Origin of the sequence: Streptomyces liliiviolaceus (assembly GCF_018070025.1) — a bacterium.
GTDB lineage: Bacteria > Actinomycetota > Actinomycetes > Streptomycetales > Streptomycetaceae > Streptomyces > Streptomyces liliiviolaceus.
This window is the reverse complement of record NZ_JAGPYQ010000001.1, coordinates 3,980,026-3,999,318: the sequence shown is the minus strand read 5'-3', so window position 1 is coordinate 3,999,318 and position 19,293 is coordinate 3,980,026. Positions and strand designations below refer to the sequence as shown.

General features: G+C 73.1%; 16 protein-coding genes and 1 pseudogene. 11 read left to right on the top strand and 6 right to left on the bottom strand.

Annotated elements, in window-relative coordinates:
• The first annotated feature begins 41 nt into the window (after positions 1–41).
• The 5 genes from J8N05_RS17485 (at position 42) to J8N05_RS17465 (ending at position 6,840) form a co-directional block, all read left to right on the top strand.
• Entirely contained in the window at positions 42–1,004 is a 963-nt protein-coding gene (locus J8N05_RS17485; protein WP_210883844.1) for a cobalamin biosynthesis protein, read from the top strand.
• Positions 1,001–2,545, top strand: a complete 1,545-nt coding sequence (locus J8N05_RS17480; RefSeq protein WP_210883843.1) for a cobyric acid synthase — start codon at positions 1,001–1,003, stop codon at positions 2,543–2,545. The genes J8N05_RS17485 and J8N05_RS17480 overlap by 4 nt, the downstream gene beginning before the upstream one ends.
• Before the next feature lie 61 nt (positions 2,546–2,606).
• The gene (locus J8N05_RS17475) at positions 2,607–4,718 is read left to right on the top strand and encodes a putative cobaltochelatase (RefSeq protein WP_210883841.1); all 2,112 of its coding nucleotides are present in this window, start codon (positions 2,607–2,609) and stop codon (positions 4,716–4,718) included.
• Entirely contained in the window at positions 4,718–5,317 is a 600-nt protein-coding gene (gene cobO / locus J8N05_RS17470) for a cob(I)yrinic acid a,c-diamide adenosyltransferase (protein ID WP_210883840.1), read from the top strand. The genes J8N05_RS17475 and cobO overlap by 1 nt, the downstream gene beginning before the upstream one ends.
• Positions 5,317–6,840: a cobyrinate a,c-diamide synthase gene (locus J8N05_RS17465; RefSeq protein WP_210883839.1), complete on the top strand. Its 1,524-nt coding sequence runs from the start codon at positions 5,317–5,319 to the stop codon at positions 6,838–6,840. The genes cobO and J8N05_RS17465 overlap by 1 nt, the downstream gene beginning before the upstream one ends.
• A 56-nt stretch (positions 6,841–6,896) precedes the next feature.
• On the opposite strand, the gene J8N05_RS17460 is transcribed toward J8N05_RS17465, so the two are convergent.
• Positions 6,897–7,625: a ZIP family metal transporter gene (locus J8N05_RS17460; RefSeq protein WP_210883836.1), complete on the bottom strand. Its 729-nt coding sequence runs from the start codon at positions 7,623–7,625 to the stop codon at positions 6,897–6,899.
• An 84-nt stretch (positions 7,626–7,709) separates the two neighbouring features.
• On the opposite strand from J8N05_RS17460, the pseudogene J8N05_RS17455 reads away from it, so the two are divergent.
• The 3 genes and pseudogenes from J8N05_RS17455 to cobC form a co-directional block, all read left to right on the top strand.
• Positions 7,710–8,129, top strand: a pseudogene (locus tag J8N05_RS17455) (cobalamin biosynthesis protein); the annotation flags it as partial.
• Between the two features lie 261 nt (positions 8,130–8,390).
• On the top strand, positions 8,391–9,239 hold the full coding sequence (locus tag J8N05_RS17450; RefSeq protein ID WP_210883832.1) for a sirohydrochlorin chelatase: 849 nt from the start codon (positions 8,391–8,393) through the stop codon (positions 9,237–9,239).
• Positions 9,229–10,362 (top strand): Rv2231c family pyridoxal phosphate-dependent protein CobC, encoded by a 1,134-nt coding sequence (cobC, locus tag J8N05_RS17445; protein ID WP_210883830.1) that lies wholly within the window; start codon positions 9,229–9,231, stop codon positions 10,360–10,362. Before J8N05_RS17450 ends, cobC begins: the two co-directional genes overlap by 11 nt.
• Positions 10,363–10,735: 373 nt before the next feature.
• On the opposite strand, the gene J8N05_RS17440 is transcribed toward cobC, so the two are convergent.
• The 5 genes from J8N05_RS17440 to J8N05_RS17420 all read right to left on the bottom strand — a co-directional run bounded on the left by J8N05_RS17440 (position 10,736) and on the right by J8N05_RS17420 (position 15,845).
• Positions 10,736–11,617 carry an SCO1860 family LAETG-anchored protein gene (locus J8N05_RS17440; RefSeq protein ID WP_210883828.1) on the bottom strand — a complete coding sequence of 294 codons (882 nt, stop codon included), beginning with the start codon at positions 11,615–11,617 and terminating at the stop codon, positions 10,736–10,738.
• Between the two features lie 305 nt (positions 11,618–11,922).
• Positions 11,923–13,023 carry an amidohydrolase family protein gene (locus J8N05_RS17435; RefSeq protein ID WP_210883824.1) on the bottom strand — a complete coding sequence of 367 codons (1,101 nt, stop codon included), beginning with the start codon at positions 13,021–13,023 and terminating at the stop codon, positions 11,923–11,925.
• A 331-nt stretch (positions 13,024–13,354) separates the two neighbouring features.
• On the bottom strand, positions 13,355–14,164 hold the full coding sequence (locus J8N05_RS17430; RefSeq protein ID WP_383951105.1) for an amino acid ABC transporter ATP-binding protein: 810 nt from the start codon (positions 14,162–14,164) through the stop codon (positions 13,355–13,357).
• Positions 14,161–15,000 carry an amino acid ABC transporter permease gene (locus tag J8N05_RS17425; RefSeq protein WP_210883822.1) on the bottom strand — a complete coding sequence of 280 codons (840 nt, stop codon included), beginning with the start codon at positions 14,998–15,000 and terminating at the stop codon, positions 14,161–14,163. Before J8N05_RS17425 ends, J8N05_RS17430 begins: the two co-directional genes overlap by 4 nt.
• Entirely contained in the window at positions 14,997–15,845 is an 849-nt protein-coding gene (locus J8N05_RS17420) for a transporter substrate-binding domain-containing protein (RefSeq protein ID WP_210883820.1), read from the bottom strand. The genes J8N05_RS17425 and J8N05_RS17420 overlap by 4 nt, the downstream gene beginning before the upstream one ends.
• Before the next feature lie 210 nt (positions 15,846–16,055).
• Here J8N05_RS17420 and J8N05_RS17415 point away from each other — a divergent pair, with 210 nt between their 5' ends.
• The 3 genes from J8N05_RS17415 to J8N05_RS17405 all read left to right on the top strand — a co-directional run bounded on the left by J8N05_RS17415 (position 16,056) and on the right by J8N05_RS17405 (position 19,292).
• Entirely contained in the window at positions 16,056–17,105 is a 1,050-nt protein-coding gene (locus J8N05_RS17415; RefSeq protein ID WP_210890232.1) for a pyridoxal-phosphate-dependent aminotransferase family protein, read from the top strand.
• A 316-nt stretch (positions 17,106–17,421) separates the two neighbouring features.
• Positions 17,422–18,147 carry a DsbA family oxidoreductase gene (locus J8N05_RS17410; RefSeq protein WP_210883819.1) on the top strand — a complete coding sequence of 242 codons (726 nt, stop codon included), beginning with the start codon at positions 17,422–17,424 and terminating at the stop codon, positions 18,145–18,147.
• Between the two features lie 95 nt (positions 18,148–18,242).
• Entirely contained in the window at positions 18,243–19,292 is a 1,050-nt protein-coding gene (locus J8N05_RS17405; RefSeq protein WP_247706307.1) for an aminotransferase class V-fold PLP-dependent enzyme, read from the top strand.
• Position 19,293 lies beyond the last annotated feature (1 nt).

The following is a 19,293-nucleotide window of genomic DNA, read 5'->3' as shown; positions in this document are numbered from 1 at the left end:
CGGCACCGGGCTCTCGCCCGATGCAGCGGCGGGCTGAACCGATGCGAGCCGATCGCGTCTTCGCGTACGGCGCCGCCGCCGGCCTCCTCGCCGACCTGCTGCTCGGCGATCCCCGCCGAGGGCATCCGGTCGCCGCGTTCGGGCGGGCCGCGGGAGCCGTCGAGCGGGCCCTGTGGCGCGACCACCGGGGATCGGGGGCGCTGCACACCGCCGTGTGCGCGGGCGGCGCCGTCTGTCTCGCCGTGGCCGCCGAGCGTTCCCTGCGTACCTCCGCCGTCGCCTCCGTCGCTCTGACCGCCGCCGCCACCTGGGCCGTCGTGGGCGGGACCTCGCTCGGCCGTGAGGCGCGGGCCGTCGGCGGGGCGCTGGCCGCCGGGGACATCGAGGTGGCCCGCGAGCGGCTGCCGCATCTGTGCGGGCGCGACCCGCAGGCGCTGGACGCCGACGGGATCGCCCGCGCGGTCGTCGAGTCGGTCGCCGAGAACACCTCCGACGCCGTCGTGGGCGCCCTGGTGTGGGGCGCGGTCGCGGGCGTACCGGGACTGGTCGGGTTCCGGGCCGTCAACACGCTGGACGCCATGGTCGGGCACAAGTCGGCCCGTCACCGGCGGTACGGCTGGGCCTCCGCCCGGCTCGACGACGTGGTGGGGTGGCCCGGGGCCCGGCTGACCGCCGCCCTCGCCGCCGTCGCCGGGGGGAATCCACGCGGGGCCGTCACCGCCTGGCGCGCCGACGCCGCCAGGCATCCGAGTCCCAACGCCGGGCCCGTGGAGGCCTCGTTCGCGGGGGCGCTCGGGGTACGGCTCGGCGGCACGCTCTCGTACGCGGGACGGGTCGAGCACCGGCCCGTGCTCAACGGTCCGGGGCGGGCCGTGGGGGTCGGGGACATCGAGCGGGCCGTCCGGCTCTCGCGCCGCGTGAGCGTGCTCGCGCTGGGCGCGAGTGTCGCCGGACGGCTGCTCGCCACGTCATGGGTGCCGAAGGCGAAAGGGCGTACGTCATGAGCGGGGGAACGGGCGGGAGGCCCGGCGGCGGACCGGGTGGCGGGCTGCTCGTCGCCGGTACGACCTCCGACGCGGGCAAGAGCGTCGTGACCGCCGGGATCTGCCGGTGGCTGGTGCGTCAGGGCGTGAAGGTCGCGCCGTTCAAGGCGCAGAACATGTCGCTGAACTCGTTCGTGACAAGGGAGGGCGCCGAGATCGGACGGGCGCAGGCCATGCAGGCGCAGGCCGCCCGCGTGGAGCCCTCCGTGCTCATGAACCCCGTCCTGCTCAAGCCGGGCAGCGACCGCAGCAGCCAGGTGGTCCTGATGGGCAAGCCCGTGGGCGAGTTGAGCGCCCGCGGCTATCACGGCGGACGCCAGGAGGCGCTGCTCGGGACCGTGCTGGACTGTCTGGCCGAGTTGCGGGGCACGTATGACGCGGTGATCTGTGAGGGGGCGGGCAGTCCCGCCGAGATCAATCTGCGGCGCACCGACATCGTGAACATGGGGATCGCGCGGGGCGCCCGGCTGCCCGTGCTCGTGGTGGGGGACATCGACCGCGGCGGGGTGTTCGCCTCGTTCTTCGGGACGGTGGCACTGCTGTCGCGCGAGGACCAGGAGCTGGTCGCCGGGTTCCTCGTCAACAAGTTCCGCGGGGACGTCTCGCTGCTGGAACCCGGCGTGGACATGCTGCGCGGGCTCACCGGGCGGCACACCTACGGCATCCTGCCCTTCCGGCACGGGCTCGGCATCGACGAGGAGGACGGGCTCAGAGTGTCCCTGCGGGGAGCGGTGCGCGAGTCCGAGGTCTCCTCCCCCGTCGGCGAGGACATCCTGCGGGTCGCCGTCTGCGCGATCCCCCTGATGTCCAACTTCACGGACCTGGACGCCCTCGCCGCCGAACCGGGCGTCGTCGTACGGTTCGTGGACCGCGCCGAGGAACTCGTCGACGCCGACCTGGTCGTCGTGCCCGGCACCCGCGGCACCGTCAAGGCCCTGGAGTGGCTGCGGCGGCGCGGCCTCGCGGACGCCCTGGTGCGCAGGGCCGCCGAAGGCCGCCCGGTGCTGGGCATCTGCGGCGGCTTCCAGCTCCTCGGCGAACACATCGAGGACGAGGTCGAGTCGAGGGCCGGTGCCGTCGACGGCCTCGGACTCCTCCCCGTACGCGTCCGGTTCGCGCGCGAGAAGACCCTGACCCGGCCCGTCGGCGAGGCGCTCGGCGAACCCGTCCAGGGGTACGAGATCCATCACGGGGTCGCCCAGGTCACCGGCGGGGAAGCCTTCCTGGACGGCTGTCGGGTCGGCGAGGTCTGGGGGACGCACTGGCACGGCTCACTGGAGTCGGACGGTTTCCGGCGTGCCTTCCTGCGCGAGGTGGCCGCCGCCGCGGGGCGCCGCTTCGTACCGGCCGCCGACACCTCGTTCGAGGGGCTGCGCGAGGAGCAGCTCGACCGGCTGGGCGATCTGATCGAGGAACACGCGGACACGGACGCGCTGTGGCGGCTCATCGAGTCCGGCGCACCGGCCGGACTGCCCTTCATTCCACCGGGAGCGCCCGTATGAGCGTGTGCGAAGGCCGCCTGGACCACGAAGTCCGTATGGGCTATTGGGAGGACGACAACCAGTGAGTACCCCGTTTCCGTTCACGGCCGTGGTCGGCCAGGACGACCTGCGCCTGGCACTGCTGCTGAACGCCGTCTCCCCCGCGGTGGGCGGTGTGCTCGTCCGCGGCGAGAAGGGCACCGCCAAGTCCACCGCCGTGCGCGCGCTTTCGGCGCTCATGCCGCAGGTCGACGTCGTCCCCGGCTGCCGTTTCTCCTGCGCGCCCGACGCCCCCGACCCGGCCTGCCCGGACGGCCCCCACGAGGTGGGGCCGGGTGTGCCGCGTCCCGCGCGGATGGTCGAACTGCCCGTCGGCGCCTCCGAGGACCGCCTCGTCGGCGCGCTCGACATCGAACGGGCTCTCGCGGAGGGCGTGAAGTCCTTCGAGCCCGGCCTGCTGGCCGACGCCCACCGCGGACTCCTGTACGTGGACGAGGTCAACCTCCTCCACGACCACCTGGTCGACCTGCTCCTCGACGCGGCGGCGATGGGTGCCTCGTACGTGGAGCGCGAGGGCGTCTCCGTACGGCATGCCGCGCGGTTCCTGCTCGTGGGGACCATGAACCCCGAAGAGGGCGAGCTGCGGCCGCAGTTGCTCGACCGGTTCGGGCTGACCGTCGAGGTCGCGGCCTCGCGCGAACCCGACCAGCGGGTGGAGGTCGTACGGCGGCGGCTCGCGTACGACGACGACCCGGAGGGGTTCGCGACGCGCTGGGCCGACGAGGAGTCCGACGTACGGGCGCGGATCGTGGCCGCGCGGGAGCTGCTGCCGTCGGTGCGGCTCGGCGACGGCGCGCTGCGGCAGATCGCGGCGACCTGCGCGGCGTTCGAGGTGGACGGCATGCGGGCCGACATCGTGATGGCCAGGACCGCCACCGCGCTGGCCGCCTGGGCGGGGCGGACCGACGTCCTCGCCGAGGACGTACGCCAGGCCGCGCTCCTCGCGCTGCCGCACCGGCGCCGGCGCAATCCGTTCGACGCGCCCGGTCTCGACGAGGACAAGCTCGACGAGACGCTGGAGGAGTTCGCGGGCGACGAGGACGGCCTGGGGGACTCCGATCCCGGCGACTCCGGCGATGGCGATGGCGATGAGGACCCGGATCCGGACGGTCCCGGTGGGGGTGGCGGCGGGCGGCCTCCGCAGGACGGGCCCGACGACGGCGGCGGTGACAGCGCCGATGGCGGCGACGGTTCCGGGGAGGTGCCCGCGCAGGGCGAGGCTCCCGCGAACGAGTCCGAGAGCGGCGGGGCGCCGTCCCCCGGCGCGGGCCAGCAGTCCCCCGTACGGGCCGCCGAGCCGTTCCGTACGAAGGTGCTGAGCGTGCCCGGGCTGGGCGAGGGGGCCGCCGGGCGGCGCTCGCGGGCCCGGACCGAGCACGGGCGCACCACCGGGGCGCGCCGGCCGCGCGGAGCGCTCACCGCACTGCACCTGGCCGCGACCGTGCAGGCCGCGGCGCCGCACCAGCGGGTACGCGGCCGGTCCGGGCCCGGTCTCGTCGTACGGCGGGACGATCTGCGGCAGGCCACCCGGGAGGGCCGCGAGGGCAACCTCGTGCTGTTCGTCGTGGACGCGTCCGGGTCGATGGCGGCCCGGCAGCGGATGAGCGCCGTGAAGGGGGCGGTCCTGTCCCTGCTCCTCGACGCCTACCAGCGGCGGGACAAGGTGGGGCTGGTGACCTTCCGCGGTTCCGCGGCCGAGGTGGCGCTGCCGCCCACGTCGTCGGTCGACGCGGCCGCGGCGCGGCTGGAGTCGCTGCCCACCGGCGGGCGTACGCCGCTCGCGGCCGGGCTGCTGCGGGCGTACGACGTGCTGCGGGTGGAGCGGTTGCGGGATCCGGCCCGGCGCGCGCTGGTCGTGCTGGTGACGGACGGGCGGGCGACCGGCGGGCCGGAACCGGTGGCGCTCGCCGGGCGGGCCGCCCGGCTGTTCGCCGCCGAGGGGATCGCGTCCGTCGTCGTCGACTGCGAGTCGGGCCTCGTGCGGCTCGGACTCGCGGGGCAGCTCGCGGGTGACCTCGGCGGGACGGCCGTGACGCTCGACGAGCTGCGGGCCGACTCGATCGCCGGGCTGGTCAGGGACGTACAGGGCAGCAGCCGAGGCAACAGCCAGGGCAACAGCAGGAGGGCCGCGTAATGCCTCAGGGACAGCCGAGTGTCGTACCGGACGACGGACTGACGACGCGTCAGCGACGGAACCGGGCGCTCGTCATGGTGCACACGGGCATCGGGAAGGGAAAGTCCACCGCCGCCTTCGGGCTCGCGCTGCGTGCCTGGAACCAGGGGTGGCCGATCGGGGTGTTCCAGTTCGTCAAGTCCGCGAAGTGGAAGGTCGGCGAGGAGAACGCGCTGCGCGTCCTCGGCGCCAGCGGTGAGGGCGGGTCCGTCGACTGGCACAAGATGGGCGAGGGCTGGTCGTGGGTGCAGCGCGACTCGCAGCTGGACAACGAGGCGAAGGCCCGCGAGGGCTGGGAGCAGGTCAAGCGGGACCTCGCCGCCGAGACGTACAAGCTGTACGTGCTCGACGAGTTCGCCTACCCGATGCACTGGGGCTGGGTCGACGTCGACGAGGTGGTGGAGGTGCTGCGGGGCCGGACCGGGACCCAGCACGTCGTCATCACGGGGCGCAACGCTCCTGAGAAGCTGGTCGGGTTCGCCGATCTGGTGACCGACATGTCCAAGGTGAAGCATCCGATGGACGCCGGTCAGAAGGGGCAGAGGGGCATCGAGTGGTGATGTCCCTCGGTTCTGCCTCGGAAGGGGCCGGGTCCGTCCCTCGGCTGGTCGTCGCCGCGCCCGCCTCCGGGAGCGGCAAGACCACCGTGGCCACGGGGCTGATGGCCGCGTTCGCCTCGCGGGGGCTCGCCGTGTCCCCGCACAAGGTCGGGCCGGACTACATCGATCCCGGGTACCACTCGCTCGCCAGCGGGCGCGTGGGACGCAATCTCGACTCCTACATGTGCGGCCCCGAGCTGATCGCGCCGCTGTTCGCCCATGGGGCGCGCGGATGCGATCTCGCCGTGGTCGAAGGCGTGATGGGGCTGTTCGACGGGGCTTCCGGGGAAGGGGAGTTGGCCTCCACCGCCCATGTGGCGAAGTTGCTGCGGGCGCCCGTGGTGCTGGTCGTGGACGCGTCCTCGCAGTCCCGGTCGGTGGCCGCGCTCGTGCACGGGTTCGCCTCCTGGGACGCCGGGGTGCGGATCGGCGGGGTGATCCTCAACAAGGTCGCCTCCGACCGGCACGAGGCGTTGCTGCGGGAGGCGATGGACCAGTCCGGGGTGCCGGTGCTGGGCGCTCTGCGGCGGGCCGAGGAGGTGGGGACGCCGTCCCGGCATCTGGGGCTGGTGCCCGTGGCCGAGCGGCGGGCCGAGGCCGTTGCCGCTGTCGCGGCGATGGGGGCGCGGGTGCGGGCCGGGTGTGATCTGGAGGCGTTGTTCGCGCTGGCGCGCAGTGCCGGGGAATTGGGGGGTGGGGCTTGGGACGCGGGTGAGGTGCTGGGTTTCTCGCCCCCGCCGCCCCTTCCCGTTCCCGTTCCCGCAGGGGGGCTGCGCCCCCTCGCCCCCCGGATCGCGCTTCGCGCTCATCCTCAAACGCCGGACGGGCTGAAAGGTGCCCCGGTCGTCGCCGTTGCCGGGGGGTCTGCCTTCACCTTTTCCTATGCCGAGCAGGCCGAGCTGCTGGCCGCCGCCGGGGCCGAGGTCGTCACCTTCGATCCGCTGCGGGACGAGCAACTGCCGGACGGGACCCGTGGGCTGGTCCTCGGGGGCGGGTTTCCCGAGGTGTTCGGGCCTGAACTGTCCGCCAACGAGCCGCTGCGCAAGGCCGTGGCCGCGCTCGCCGAGAGCGGGGCGCCGATCGCGGCCGAGTGCGCGGGGCTGCTCTATCTCTCCCGTGAACTCGACGGGCTGCCGATGTGCGGTGTCATCGACGCCGAGGCCCGGATGGACGCGCGGCTGACGCTCGGGTACCGCGATGCCGTCGCGGTGTCCGACAGTTCGCTGGCCGAGGCGGGGACGCGGATGCGGGGGCACGAGTTCCACCGGACCGTCGTCGAGCCGGGGGCGGGAGCTGCCGCCGCCTGGGGGATGCGCACTCCGGTACGGCGGCTGGAGGGCTTCGTACAGCAGGGTGTGCACGCGAGCTATCTGCACACGCACTGGGCGTCCGCCCCCGGGGTCGCCCGTCGCTTCGTGGAGAGATGTGCCGGGGGTTCCGGGAGTGCCGGGGGTCCTGGGAGTGCCGGGAGTGCCTGGTCATGAGATCGGCTCCCGGTGCTCGGGGGGCGGCCTCCGCGGTCTCCGCCGTCCCCCGTGGCTCACTCCGCGATGCCGACGACCAGCCAGATGAAGGCCACTCCGGCGAGCGTGCACAGCAGCGTGGAGCGGGCGGGGTGTTCGTGGTGGGCCTCGGGGAGGATCTCGGCGGCGGCGAGGTAGAGGAGCGCGCCACCGAAGAAGCCGAGGTATCCGCCGAGCAGATGCCCCGGAATGGTGAACAGCATCGTCGAGGCCGCGCCGAGCACCGGGGCCGCGGCGTCCGCGACGAGCATCGCGACCGCCTTGCGCCGGGCGTTCCCGTACAGGGTCGTGATCGTGTACGTGTTGAAGCCGTCCGCGAAGTCATGGGCGATCACCGCGACCGCCACGGCCGCTCCCATCCCCCCGCCCACCTGGAAGGCCGCGCCGATCGCCACGCCGTCCATGGCGCTGTGGCCGACCATCGCGGCGGCGGCGGTCAGGCCCACCTGGGGCGTCCGCCCGTCGTGTTCGCCGCCCCCGTGCGAGGCCTGGCGCACGGCAAGGAGCCGTTCCACCATGTGGGCCCCGAGGAAACCGGCCACGAACAGCAGCAGCGCGGCCGGGACACCGAAGATCTCCTCGCCCGCCGCGTCGAGTGCCTCCGGCAGCAGATCGAGGCCGACGACCCCCAGCATCAGGCCGCCGGCCAGGCCGAGTACGAGGTGGCGGCGGTCGGTGACGCGTTGCGCCGTCCAGCCGCCGGCCAGCGTCATGAGGAACGCGCCGAGCGCGACGAACACCGCCATACGCCCTTGCTATCCGATCAACCCGCCTTCACGCACGTTCGCCGCACTCCGGATGCCGACCGGCTTGCGCGGCTTCCGGACGGACCGCCGTCGCTCGTCGTCGGCGTGGGCGCCTCCAGGGGCGTGACCGTCGACGAGATGCTCGGGCTCGTCGAGGACGCCCTGCGGGACGCCGGGCTGTCCGCGCGGTCCGTCGTCGAACTCGCCACCGTCGACACGAAGGCCGACGAGCCCGGGATTCTCGGCGCGGCCGAGCGGCTCGGGGTGCCCGTGGTGACGTACAGGGCCGGGGAACTGGCGCGGGTCGACGTGCCGAACCCCTCGGCCGCGCCGCTCGCCGCCGTCGGTACGCCCTCGGTCGCCGAGGCCGCCGCCCTCGCCGGTGGCGGCGACCTCCTCGTCCCCAAGCGCACGTCGTCCGCGCGACCGGCGAGGGCGACCTGCGCGGTCGTACGCCGGACCGGGGACGGGCGGCTCCCGGCGGTCGGGCCCGGGGCCGGTGCGGACGCCGGAGCCGGGACCGAGCGGCCGGGGTGCCGGAGATGAGTGGGGGCGCGGCGGCGACCTGTGAGGCCCGCGGTCGTAGGGTGGCGCAGCGCGGCCACCGTCGGCGGGAGGAGCCCGAGTGAGCCACCGGACCAGTCAGGCCCGTCGGGCGCCCTGGGCACGTCAGGCACTCGCCGTGTCCTGTCCTGCCCTCGGTCGGCTCCCGCCCTGTAGGCCCTCCCTGTCCCCCCACCCCGTTCCGTATCGCCAGGAGACCTCGTGACCACCCCCGCCCCCGCCCCCGCTCCAGCCCTGCTCCTCGCCGGCCATGGCACCTTGGACGACGCCGGAGCCGAGGCGTTCCGCGACTTCGTACGGGAGCTGGGCCGACGCAACCCCGGCCTGCCCGTGGCGGGCGGTTTCATCGGGCTCTCCCCGCCGCCGCTCGGCGACGCGGTGGCCGAGCTGGCCGCCCAGGGGGTGCGCCGGTTCGCCGCGGTCCCGCTGACGCTCGTGCCCGCCGGCCCCGCCGAGGGTGATCTCCCGGCCGCGCTCGCCCGTGAGCAGGCACGGTATCCGGGGACCTCGTACGCGTACGGGCGTCCGCTGGGCCCGCACCCCGCGCTGCTCGCCGTGCTGGAGCGGCGGCTCGACGACGCGCTGGGCGGGTCGGTGCGCACGCCCCGGGACCGGGCCGAGGTGACCGTGCTGCTCGTCGGCCGCGGCTCGACCGACCCGGAGGCCAACGCGGAGGTGCACAAGGCGGCGCGGCTGCTGTGGGAGGGCAGCGGTTACGCGGGCGTGGAGACGGCGTTCGTGTCGCTGGCCGCGCCGGACGTGCCGTCGGGCCTGGACCGGTGTGTGCGGCTCGGCGCGCGGCGGATCGTCGTGCTCCCCTACTTCCTGTTCACCGGCACGCTCCCGGAACGGATCCGGCACCAGAGCGAAGGATGGGCGACGGCTCATCCCGAGGTCGACGTCGTCCCCGCCGACGTCATCGGGCCGGAGCCGGAACTGCTCGACCTGGTGATGGAGCGCTACCGGGAGACACGGCCGTGCGTCGACGGCCACGGCCACGACGACGGCGGCCTCCACATCGACGACCGCGCTTCCTCTCATGCGTACTGACAGCGACGGCAGAGGTGGTTCCTCGTTCTGGGGCGCCGGCGGGCCGGGCCAGGGGGACGGGCACGATCTGCGGCATCACGGTGACGCCGAGGTGCGCGACGACGGCTCGGCGCTCGTCGACCTCGCCGTGAACGTCCGTGCCGGTACTCCCCCGGACTGGCTGCGCGGCCGTATCGCCGAGTCGCTGGGCGGGCTGGCCGCCTACCCGGACGGACGGGCCGCGCGGGCCGCGGTGGCGGCGCGGCACGGGCTGCCCGTGGAGCGGGTGCTGCTCACGGCCGGGGCAGCCGAGGCCTTCGTGCTGCTCGCCCGCGCACTGAAGGTCCGTCACCCGGTGGTCGTGCACCCGCAGTTCACCGAGCCGGAGGCGGCGCTGCGGGACGCGGGGCACACCGTGGACCGGGTGCTGCTCCGTCCCGAGGAGGGGTTCCGGCTCGACCCGGCGGCCGTTCCCGAGGACGCGGACCTGGTCGTGATCGGCAACCCGACCAATCCCACGTCGGTGCTCCATCCGGCCGGGCTGATCGCGGAACTCGCCTGTCCTGGGCGGACGTTGGTGGTCGACGAGGCGTTCATGGACGCGGTGCCGGACGAACGGGAGGCGCTCGCGGAGCGGACGGACGTGCCGGGGCTCGTGGTGCTGCGCAGTCTCACCAAGACGTGGGGGCTGGCGGGGTTGCGGATCGGGTACGTGCTGGCGGCGCCCGAGACGATCGGCGAACTCGAACGGGGGCAGCCGCTCTGGCCCGTGTCGACGCCCGCTCTGGCCGCGGCCGAGGCCTGTATGACGCCGGAGGCGCTCGCCGAGCAGGCGGGGGCGGCACTGCGGGTGGCCACGGACCGGGCGCATCTCGTGGCGGGGCTCAAGGAGTTCGCGTCCGACGGGGTGCGGGTCGCGGAGCCCGCGGAGGGGCCGTTCGTGCTGGTTTCCCTGCCGGGGGCGGGGGCTGTGCGGGAGCGGTTGCGGCGGCTGGGGTTCGCTGTGCGGCGGGGGGACACGTTTCCTGGTCTTGACGGGACGTGGCTGCGGCTCGCTGTCCGCGACCGTCCGACGGTCAACCGCTTCCTCCAGGCCCTGGACCAGGCGCTCAGCCTGACCGGCGGGGCAGGGGGTGTTGGCTGAGCCGCGCTGGGGGTGACCGGCCGGCCGTGGACATGGTGCGGGCCGGTGGGGGTTGCTCGCGCCGTTCCCCGCGCCCCTTAGGGGGTGGGGGTGACCGGCCGTCGGCATCGTGCGGCCCGGTGGGGGTTGGCCGCGCCGTTCCCCGCGCCCCTTAGGGGGTGGGGGTGACCGGCCGTGGGCATCGTGCGGGACCGTGGGGGTTGCTCGCGCCGTTCCTCGCGCCCCTTGAGGGCGCGGGGCCCCCGAGGATGAAAGCTGGGGCGCAGCCCCGCTTTCAGGGGCGCGGGGAACTGCGCGGGCAACCCCCACCGGGCCGCACCGTGCCCGCCGGCCCAAGCCCCGCAGGGGGGCGCGGGCCATGCGGGAGCCGGTGTCAGGCTCGGCGGCGGCGGGTCAGTGTCACCGCTGCGCCACCCGCCGCGAGCAGCGCGATCGCGCCCGCCGCGACATACGGCGTCGCCGAACCGCCCCCGGTCTCGGCGAGGTCGGGCTTCTCCCCGGGAGCTCCCTGCGGCGTCACCCCGGGCACGGGCTCCGCAGGGGACTCGCAGGTCGCCTCCGCCAGAGTGACCGTTCCTTCGACCTCCGCCACGTTCAGCTTCAGCGGGTTCACCGACACCTTGAGCCGCAGCGCCGTCGCCGCAGCCGTACGGGACGTGGTCCGGGTCGACGACAGGTCCAGGCGGACCTCGCCGACCCCCGGCACCTTCACCTCCGTCACCCCGCCGGCGGTCACCGTGGTCCTCTTGCCGAGCACCGTCACCGCACCCAGCGGATTCGCCGAGGCGACCGGCTTCTCCCCCGCCGCGCAGACCGCCTCCGCGGTGACCTCGTCGACCTCGATGAGGGACAGCAGCGGCAGCCCCGGGATGTGCACCTTGGCGTGGGCGAGGTGCACCGACCCCTCGGCCTTCTCCGCCGAGACGGTCGCGCTCGCTCTGGCGACCTCCGCGCCGAGCACGGTGAACGGCTGTCCGCCGTCGACCCCGTCCAGCTTCGCCGTGAGCGTGGTCTTCTCGGCGCTCCGCGGCGCCTGTACGTCGTTGAGCGAAACCGCGAGCGGGACGTTCACGGTCTTGTTGAGCAGGGACACGTCGAGCCCGGTGCGGAGCACGACGGCCCCGGCCCGGCCGTGGCCGTCGGTCGCGTGGGCCGGACCCGCGCCGGCCAGGACCGCGGGACCCGTGGCCAGGGAGACGGCGGCCGCGGTGGCGGCCAGCCTGCGTGCGGGCATACGGAAAGCGTTGCTGTGCATGGTGGTGGGACCCCCACAGGAGACAGAACCGGAGACGCGACGCCGCGGGACGCTCCGCTCGCAGGGACATGCGAACAGCGTCCGGCGGCGTCGATGACGGGAATCCTTACGCACGGAGAGTGAACAGTCAGCAAGCTGAAGGGAGTTCACTCATACGTGGACTTTCCGCGCACCTCTTCGATTCACCCTGCACGTACGTTCCTCAAGGCCACCCGGATCACCGAACCGCACCGGAGTGGCTGGAAAGCGCCGGAGCGCGGGAGGGAGTGCGCGCTGTACAGGCAGGGCCCGGCGGTCACTCTCCGTCAGCCGACGACCCGGCCGTCCAGCACCACGCGCCGCGGCGCAGCCAGAACCCGTACGTCCGCCCGCGGATCCTGTTCGTACACGACGAGGTCGGCCGGAGCCCCTTCCTCCAGGCCGGGCCGCCCCAGCCAGGCGCGGGCGCCCCACGTGGTGGCCGAAAGCGCTTCGAGGGGCGGGATGCCGGCCGTCACCAGTTCGGCGACCTCCGCCGCCACCAGTCCGTGCGGCAGCGTGCCGCCCGCGTCGGTGCCGACGAACACCGGGATGCCTGCGTCGTAGGCGGCGCGCACGGTGTCGTAGCGGCGCTCGTGCAGCCGCCGCATGTGCGCGGACCACTGGGGGAACTTGGCCTCGCCCCCGTCCGCGAGGTGCGGGAACGTGGCGATGTTCACGAGGGTCGGGACGATCGCGACGCCGCGTTCGGCGAAGAGCGGGATCGTGTCCTCGGTCAGGCCGGTGGCGTGTTCGACGCAGTCGATGCCCGCCTCGACGAGGTCCCGCAGGGAGTCCTCGGCGAAGCAGTGCGCGGTGACGCGGGCGCCGAGGCGGTGGGCCTCGGCGATCGCCGCCTCGACCGCGTCGCGGGGCCAGCAGGCGCCGAGGTCGCCGGTGCCGCGGTCGATCCAGTCGCCCACCAGCTTCACCCAGCCGTCGCCGCGTCGGGCCTCCCGGGCCACGTACGCGACGAGGTCCGACGGTTCGATCTCGTGCGCGAAGCCGCGGATGTAGCGGCGGGTACGGGCGATGTGGCGGCCCGCTCTGATGATCTTCGGGAGGTCGTGGCGGTCGTCGACCCAGCGGGTGTCCGCGGGTGAGCCGGCGTCGCGGAGGAGGAGGGTGCCGGCCTCCCGGTCGGCCAGGGCCTGCTTCTCCGACTCGTCGTCGGGGACGGCGCCGTGGGGGCCGAGGCCGACGTGGCAGTGGGCGTCGACCAGTCCTGGCAGGGTCCAGCCGTCGATCGTGCGGACGTCTTTCGCGGCGTCGCCGCGGGGGCGGTCGTAGGTGACCTTGCCGTCGACGACCCAGAGTTCGTCCCGGGCGTCGTCGGGGGCGACGAGTACGCGGCCCGTCACGTGCAGTACCGGCGGCTGATCGCTCATGGCGGCAGCCTAGTTCTTCGACGGAGTACGTCGTCTGCGGGCGGGTGGGGGCGGGCCTCAAGAATTGCGCAGTTCCCCGCGCCCCTAAAGACAAAAGACTGCGCCGTTCCCCGCGCCCCTGGGCGGGACGGGGCGCAGCCCCTCCCCGAGGGGCGCGGGGAACTGCGCGAACGGCCCCCACCGGACCCGCACGTTCAGGGGCGCGGGGAACTGCGCGGCCAGCCACGACGGGCCTCAGCGTGCGAGCCGGCCTCAGGCCCCACCCACCAGGGGGCGCGGGGAACTGCGCGGGCAACCCCCACCGACCCGCAGGGCGACGCGGCCCCCGCCCCTACGGCGACTTCCGTGGTGCGTCCTCCACCTCCGCCATCGCCGGGTCCAGGAGGCGGGAGAGGAAGTGGCGGGTCCGCTCGTGCGTCGGGGAGCCGATCACCTGGGCCGGCGGCCCCTGCTCCACGATGACGCCGCCGTCCATGAACACCACCCGGTCGGCGACCTCGCGCGCGAAGGACATCTCGTGCGTGACGACCATCATCGTCATGCCCTCGTCCGCGAGCATCCGCATCACCGCGAGCACGTCCCCGACGAGCTCAGGGTCGAGCGCCGAGGTCGGCTCGTCGAAGAGCATCACCTGCGGACCCATGGCGAGCGCGCGGGCGATCGCGACCCGCTGCTGCTGCCCGCCGGAGAGGGAGCCGGGGTAGGCCGTCGCCTTCTCGGAGAGCCCGACCCGCCGCAGGTTCTCGGCGGCGACCTCCGCCGCCTGAGCCTTGTCACGGCCCAGCACCCGCCGCTGCGGCAGCGTCAGGTTGTCGGTCACCGTCAGGTGCGGGAAGAGGTTGAACTGCTGGAAGACCATGCCGATCCGACGGCGTACGGCATCGATGTCGACGTCCGGGTCGGTCACCTCCGTGCCGCCGACGAAGACCTGCCCCTTCGTGGGCTCTTCGAGGAGGTTCACACAGCGGAGCAGGGTCGACTTGCCGGAGCCGGAGGGGCCGATGACGCACACGACCTCGCCGGAGCCGACCTCCAGATCGATCCCCCGCAGCACCTCGTTGTCGCCGAACGACTTGTGCAGCCCGCGGACCTGGATCTCGGGAGCACTGTCCTCGGGGCTCACGTGCTTCTCGGTGCTCACTTGGTGGCCTCCCCGGCCTTCGCCTCAAGGCGGCGTACGACGAACCCGAGCGGGATCGTGACCAGCAGGTAGCACAGGCCCGCCACCAGGATCGGTGTCGAGTTGGCGGTCTCGCTGGCCAGGTCGCGGCCGAACTTGGACAGTTCGCGCTCCTCCAGCGTGACCCCGAGGAACAGCACCAGCGAGGAGTCCTTGAAGAGGAGCACCAACTCGTTGGTGAGCGGCGGGATCACGATCCGGAACGCCTGCGGAATGATGATGGAGACCATGGCCCGCGCATGCGAGAAGCCCAGCGAACGGGCCGCCTCCATCTGCCCCTTGGGGACGGCCTGGATGCCCGCGCGGATCGTCTCCGCCATGTACGCGGCGGCCACCAGGCCGAGCGCGAGCGCGACCTTCCCGTACGTGCCGCCGGGGATCTCCGTGCCGGGGAACGCGAGCGGCACGGCGACGCCCACGAAGATGAAGATCAGCAGGGCGGGCAGCCCGCGGAAGATCTCGATGTAGATGCCGGCCAGCCAGCGGTACGGGCCGACCGAGGAGAGCCGCATCAGGGCGACGACCACGCCGAGGGCGAGGCCGAAGACGAAGCCGGACACGGTGTAGAGGACGGTGTTCTTCAGCGCCAGCGTGATGATGTCCGGGAACATCCGCTCGGCCAGGTCGACCTGCGCGAACTGGTTCCGCAGCTGTCCCCAGTCGGCCGTGAACCCGAGGGCGACCAGCGCGGCGACGAACACCGCGTACTGGACGCCCCGGGACACGGTCCGCTTCTGGCTCCTGGTCAGCCCCCGCCTGCGGGGCTGGATCCTGGCGTCGGTGTCGGTATCGGTCATGAGGAGGCGGAGGGCGAAGCGGAGGCGGCGTTCTCGTCGTACGGGCCGATCCACTTCTCGTACAGCTTCTTGTACGTGCCGTCGGACTTCGCGTCCGCCAGCGCCTTGTTGACGGCTTCGAGGAGCTTGGTGTTGCCCTTCTTCATGGTGAAGCCGTACTCCTCACCGGTGTTGATGTTGTCGGCGACCTCGAAGGCGGCGGCGTTGGCCTTGTCCTTGAGCCAGCCCTGGACGACCGGGTAGTCGATGACGACGGCCTTGACCTGGCCGGTGCGCAGACCGTTGAGGAGGGCGTCCGAGGACTCGAAGGAGACCGGGTTGAGGCCCTTGCTCTTCGCGAACTCCTCGCCGGTGGTCTGCGCCTGCGCGCCGACCTTCTTGCCCTTGAGGTCCGCGAGGGAGGAGATGCCGCTCTTCTTGTCGGCCAGGATGCCCTGGGTGGCCTCGAAGTACGGGTCGGAGAAGTCGACGTTCTTCTTGCGCTCGTCGGTGATCGTCATACCGGCCGCGGCGAGGTCGCACTGGCCGGAGTTGAGGGATCCGCCGGTCTTGAAGTTCTCGAAGGGCTGGTCGAGGATCTCCTGCTTCACGCCCAGGTCCTTGGCGACCAGGTCGACCAGCGACACGTCGAAGCCCTGGACCTTGCCGTCGATCTCCGACTGGAACGGCGGGTACGGCAGGTGGGTGCAGGTGGTGAGCTGTCCGCCCTTGACGAGCTCGACCCCGCCCGCGGTGGTCTTCTTGCCCCCGTCGTCGTCCGAGGAGCAGCCGGACACGAGCAGCAGCCCGGCCGTCGCGGTGGTGGCGGCCAGAATGCGGGTTCGGCGCCCGGGGACCATCTTCACGGGGGTGACCTCCTGTGGGGAAACTGTGACTGCTGATTATAAGGATTGGTTTGAGGCTCTCAAACCAATCCCATGGCCGCTGGGCTGTCCGGCCTCAGAAGTCGCCGGTGGGCGACGACGAGGACGGCGGTTACGCTCGTTGCTGCCTACCCCGTGAGTGACGGGAGCAACGTGAGCGTCGAGAGCAACGTGAGTGAAGAGAGCAACGCCGTGACCCATCCCTTCCTGGACCTGGCACCGCTGAGCGCCGCGCGTTTCGCGGCGATCGAGGACCGCGTGGCGCGGCTGCTCTCCACCGGGCAGGACGTCGTGATCATGCAGGGTGAGGCGCTGCTTCCGCTGGAAGGGGCGATTCGCGGCGCGGCCGGTCCCGGTACGACGGCTCTCAACGTGATCACCGGCCCGTACGGGCAGACGTTCGGCGACTGGCTCCGGGACTGCGGGGCCACCGTGCACGACCTGGCCGTGCCCTTCCACACTGCGGTCACGGCGGACCAGATCCGCGACGCCCTCGCCGAGCACCCTCGGATCGACTTCGTCTCCCTGGTGCACGCGGAGGCGGCCACCGGGAACACGAACCCGGTCGCGGAGATCGGCGAGGTCGTACGGGCGCACGGCGCCCTCTTCTACCTCGACGCGGTGGCCTCGGTCGGCGCAGAGCCGGTACTGCCGGACGCGTGGGGCGTGGACCTGTGCGTGATCGGGGCGCAGAAGGCGATGGGCGGGCCCGCGGGGGTCTCGGCGGTGTCGGTCAGCGAGCGGGCGTGGGCGCGGATGGCCGCGAACCCGCACGCGCCCCGGCGCTCCTACCTCTCCCTCCTGGACTGGAAGGAGCGGTGGGTCGACGCCGGGCGCAAGGCCCTTCTCCACGCTCCGGCGCAGCTGGAGATGCTGGCGCTGGAGGCGTGTGTGGAGCGCATCGAGTCGGAGGGGCTGGAGACGGTGATGGCGCGGCATGCGGCGGCGGCTGCGGCTGTGCGGGCGGGTGCGCTCGCGCTGGGCGGGGGGCTTGAACCGTATGTGTACGAGGCGTCCGATGCGGCGCCGGTTGCCACGACGTTGCGGACGCCTGCGGGGGTGGACGCGTCGGCGGTGGTGGCGGCTGCGCTGGCCGTCGACGGCTCGCTTCCGCTGGCGGCGGGGGGTGGGGTGCTGGCCAAGGAGATGATCCGGGTCAACCACTACGGGCCTGCGGCCGACCCTGCGGTGGTGGAGGCCTGCCTCACCGCGCTGCGCGCTGCGCTGGCGGCGACCGCCTGAGCATCGACGCCGGGTGCGGCCCGGTGGGGGCCGTTCGCGCAGTTCCCCGCGCCCCTAAAAGCAAAAGCCAAAAGCCTGCGCAGTTCCCCGCGCCCCTGGGCGGGACGGGGCGCAGCCCCTCCCCGAGGGGCGCGGGGAACTGCGCGAACAACCCCCACCGGACCCGCAGACGAACGCGGTTTTTCAGGGGCGCGGGGAACTGCGCGGGCAACCCCCACCGGACCCGCACGTTCGAGAGCGCGGGGAATACTCAGCCGGTTCTTGAACGTTCATGCAGCAGCGGAGCTGATCGGTTGAGTGAGGGAGAGTTCGAGACATGCGCGTCGAGATCTGGAGCGACATCGCCTGCCCATGGTGCTACGTGGGCAAGGCCCGCTTCGAGAAGGCCCTCCAGACCTTCCCGCACCGCGACGCCGTCGAGGTCGTACACCGCTCCTTCGAGCTCGACCCGAACCGCGCCAAGGACGACATCCAGCCCGTCATCCCCATGCTCACCAAGAAGTACGGCATGAGCGAGGCCCAGGCCCAGGCCGGCGAGGAGAACCTCGGCACCCAGGCCGCCGCCGAGGGCCTCGCGTACCGCACGAAGGACCGCGACCACGGCAGCACCTTCGACATGCACCGGCTCCTGCACCTCGCCAAGGAGCGGGGCCGCCAGGACGAGCTGATCCAGGACCTGTACAAGGCGAACTTCGCCGAGGAGCGGTCCGTCTTCGGCGACGACGAGCGGCTCGTGGAGCTGGCGGTCGGCGCCGGACTCGACGCGGACGAGACCCGCAAGGTGCTCGCCGACCCGGCCGCGTACGCCGACGAGGTCCGCGCCGACGAGCGCGAGGCCGCCGAGCTGGGTGCGAACGGCGTGCCGTTCTTCGTCCTGGACCGCAAGTACGGCGTCTCCGGCGCCCAGCCCGCCGAGGTGTTCGCGCAGGCACTGGAGCAGGCGTGGGCGAGCCACTCCCCGCTCAAGCTGATCCAGCCGAACGCGCAGGGCGACTCCGAGGCGTGCGGCCCGGACGGCTGCGCGGTGCCCCACCAGCACTGATGTGCGGCGCTGACCTGGACGTATAAGCGTTCCTTCGCGGAACCACTTAAAAGAACGCAATGGACGGGGAGTTCTCCGCGCCGCAGAGTGGTGCCATGGAGACCTTCGAGAGCCTCGTCCGTGCCGAGTTCACCCCGAAGAACACCTATCTGAACACCGCCAGTACCGGGCTGCTCCCGGCCCGCGCGGTGGCGGCCATGCGCGCCGGTGTCGAGTCCGTGGCGGACGGCCGGCCGCAGGACATGTTCGCCGACGTGGAGGCGGCCCGCGCCTCCTTCGCCCGGCTCGTCGGCGTCCCCGACAGCCGGGTCGCGGCCGGGGCGTCGGTCGCCGTCTACACCGGACTGATCGCCGCCTCGCTGCCCGAGGGCGCCGAAGTCCTCACCGCCGAGGGCGACTTCACTTCCGTCGTGAACCCCTTCCATGTGCGCCGCGGCCTGAAGGTGCGCACGGTGCCGCTGGAGCGGATCGCCGAGTCGGTGCGCCCCGGCACCGCGCTCGTCGCGGTGAGCGCCGCGCAGTCCGCGGACGGCCGGATCGCCGATCTGCCGGCGCTGCGCGAGGCCGCCCGCACCCACGGCGCCCGTACGTACATCGACGCATCCCAGGCCGCCGGATGGCTGTCGGTCGACGCGGACGCGTACGACTATGTCTCCTCCGTCGCCTTCAAGTGGCTCGTCTGCCCGCGGGGCGTGGCCTTCCTCGTCGTTCCGGAGGACTTCGGGGGGCTCGATCCCGTCTTCGCGGGCTGGGTGGCGGGAGAGGATCCCTGGGACAGCTGCTACGGGCCGGTCGAGGAACTGGCCCGCTCCGCGCGGCGGTTCGACGAGAGCCCCAGCCTGTTCTCGTACGCGGGTGCCCGGCACTCCCTCCAGGTGATGGAGGAGCTGGGTGTGGAGGCCGTGCGCGCCCATGACCTCGGCCTCGCCGACCGTTTCCGGGCGGGCCTCGCCTCGCTGGGACACGAGCCGGTCGCGGCGCCGGGGTCGGCGATCGTCTCCGTGCCCGGACTCGGCCACCGGCAGCCGGAGCTGAGCCGGGCGGGGATCGAGGTCTCCGACCGCGCCGGGAACCTGAGGGCCGCCTTCCACATGTACAACGTGCCCGCGGATGTCGACCGTCTGCTGGATGTCCTGTCCGGATGAT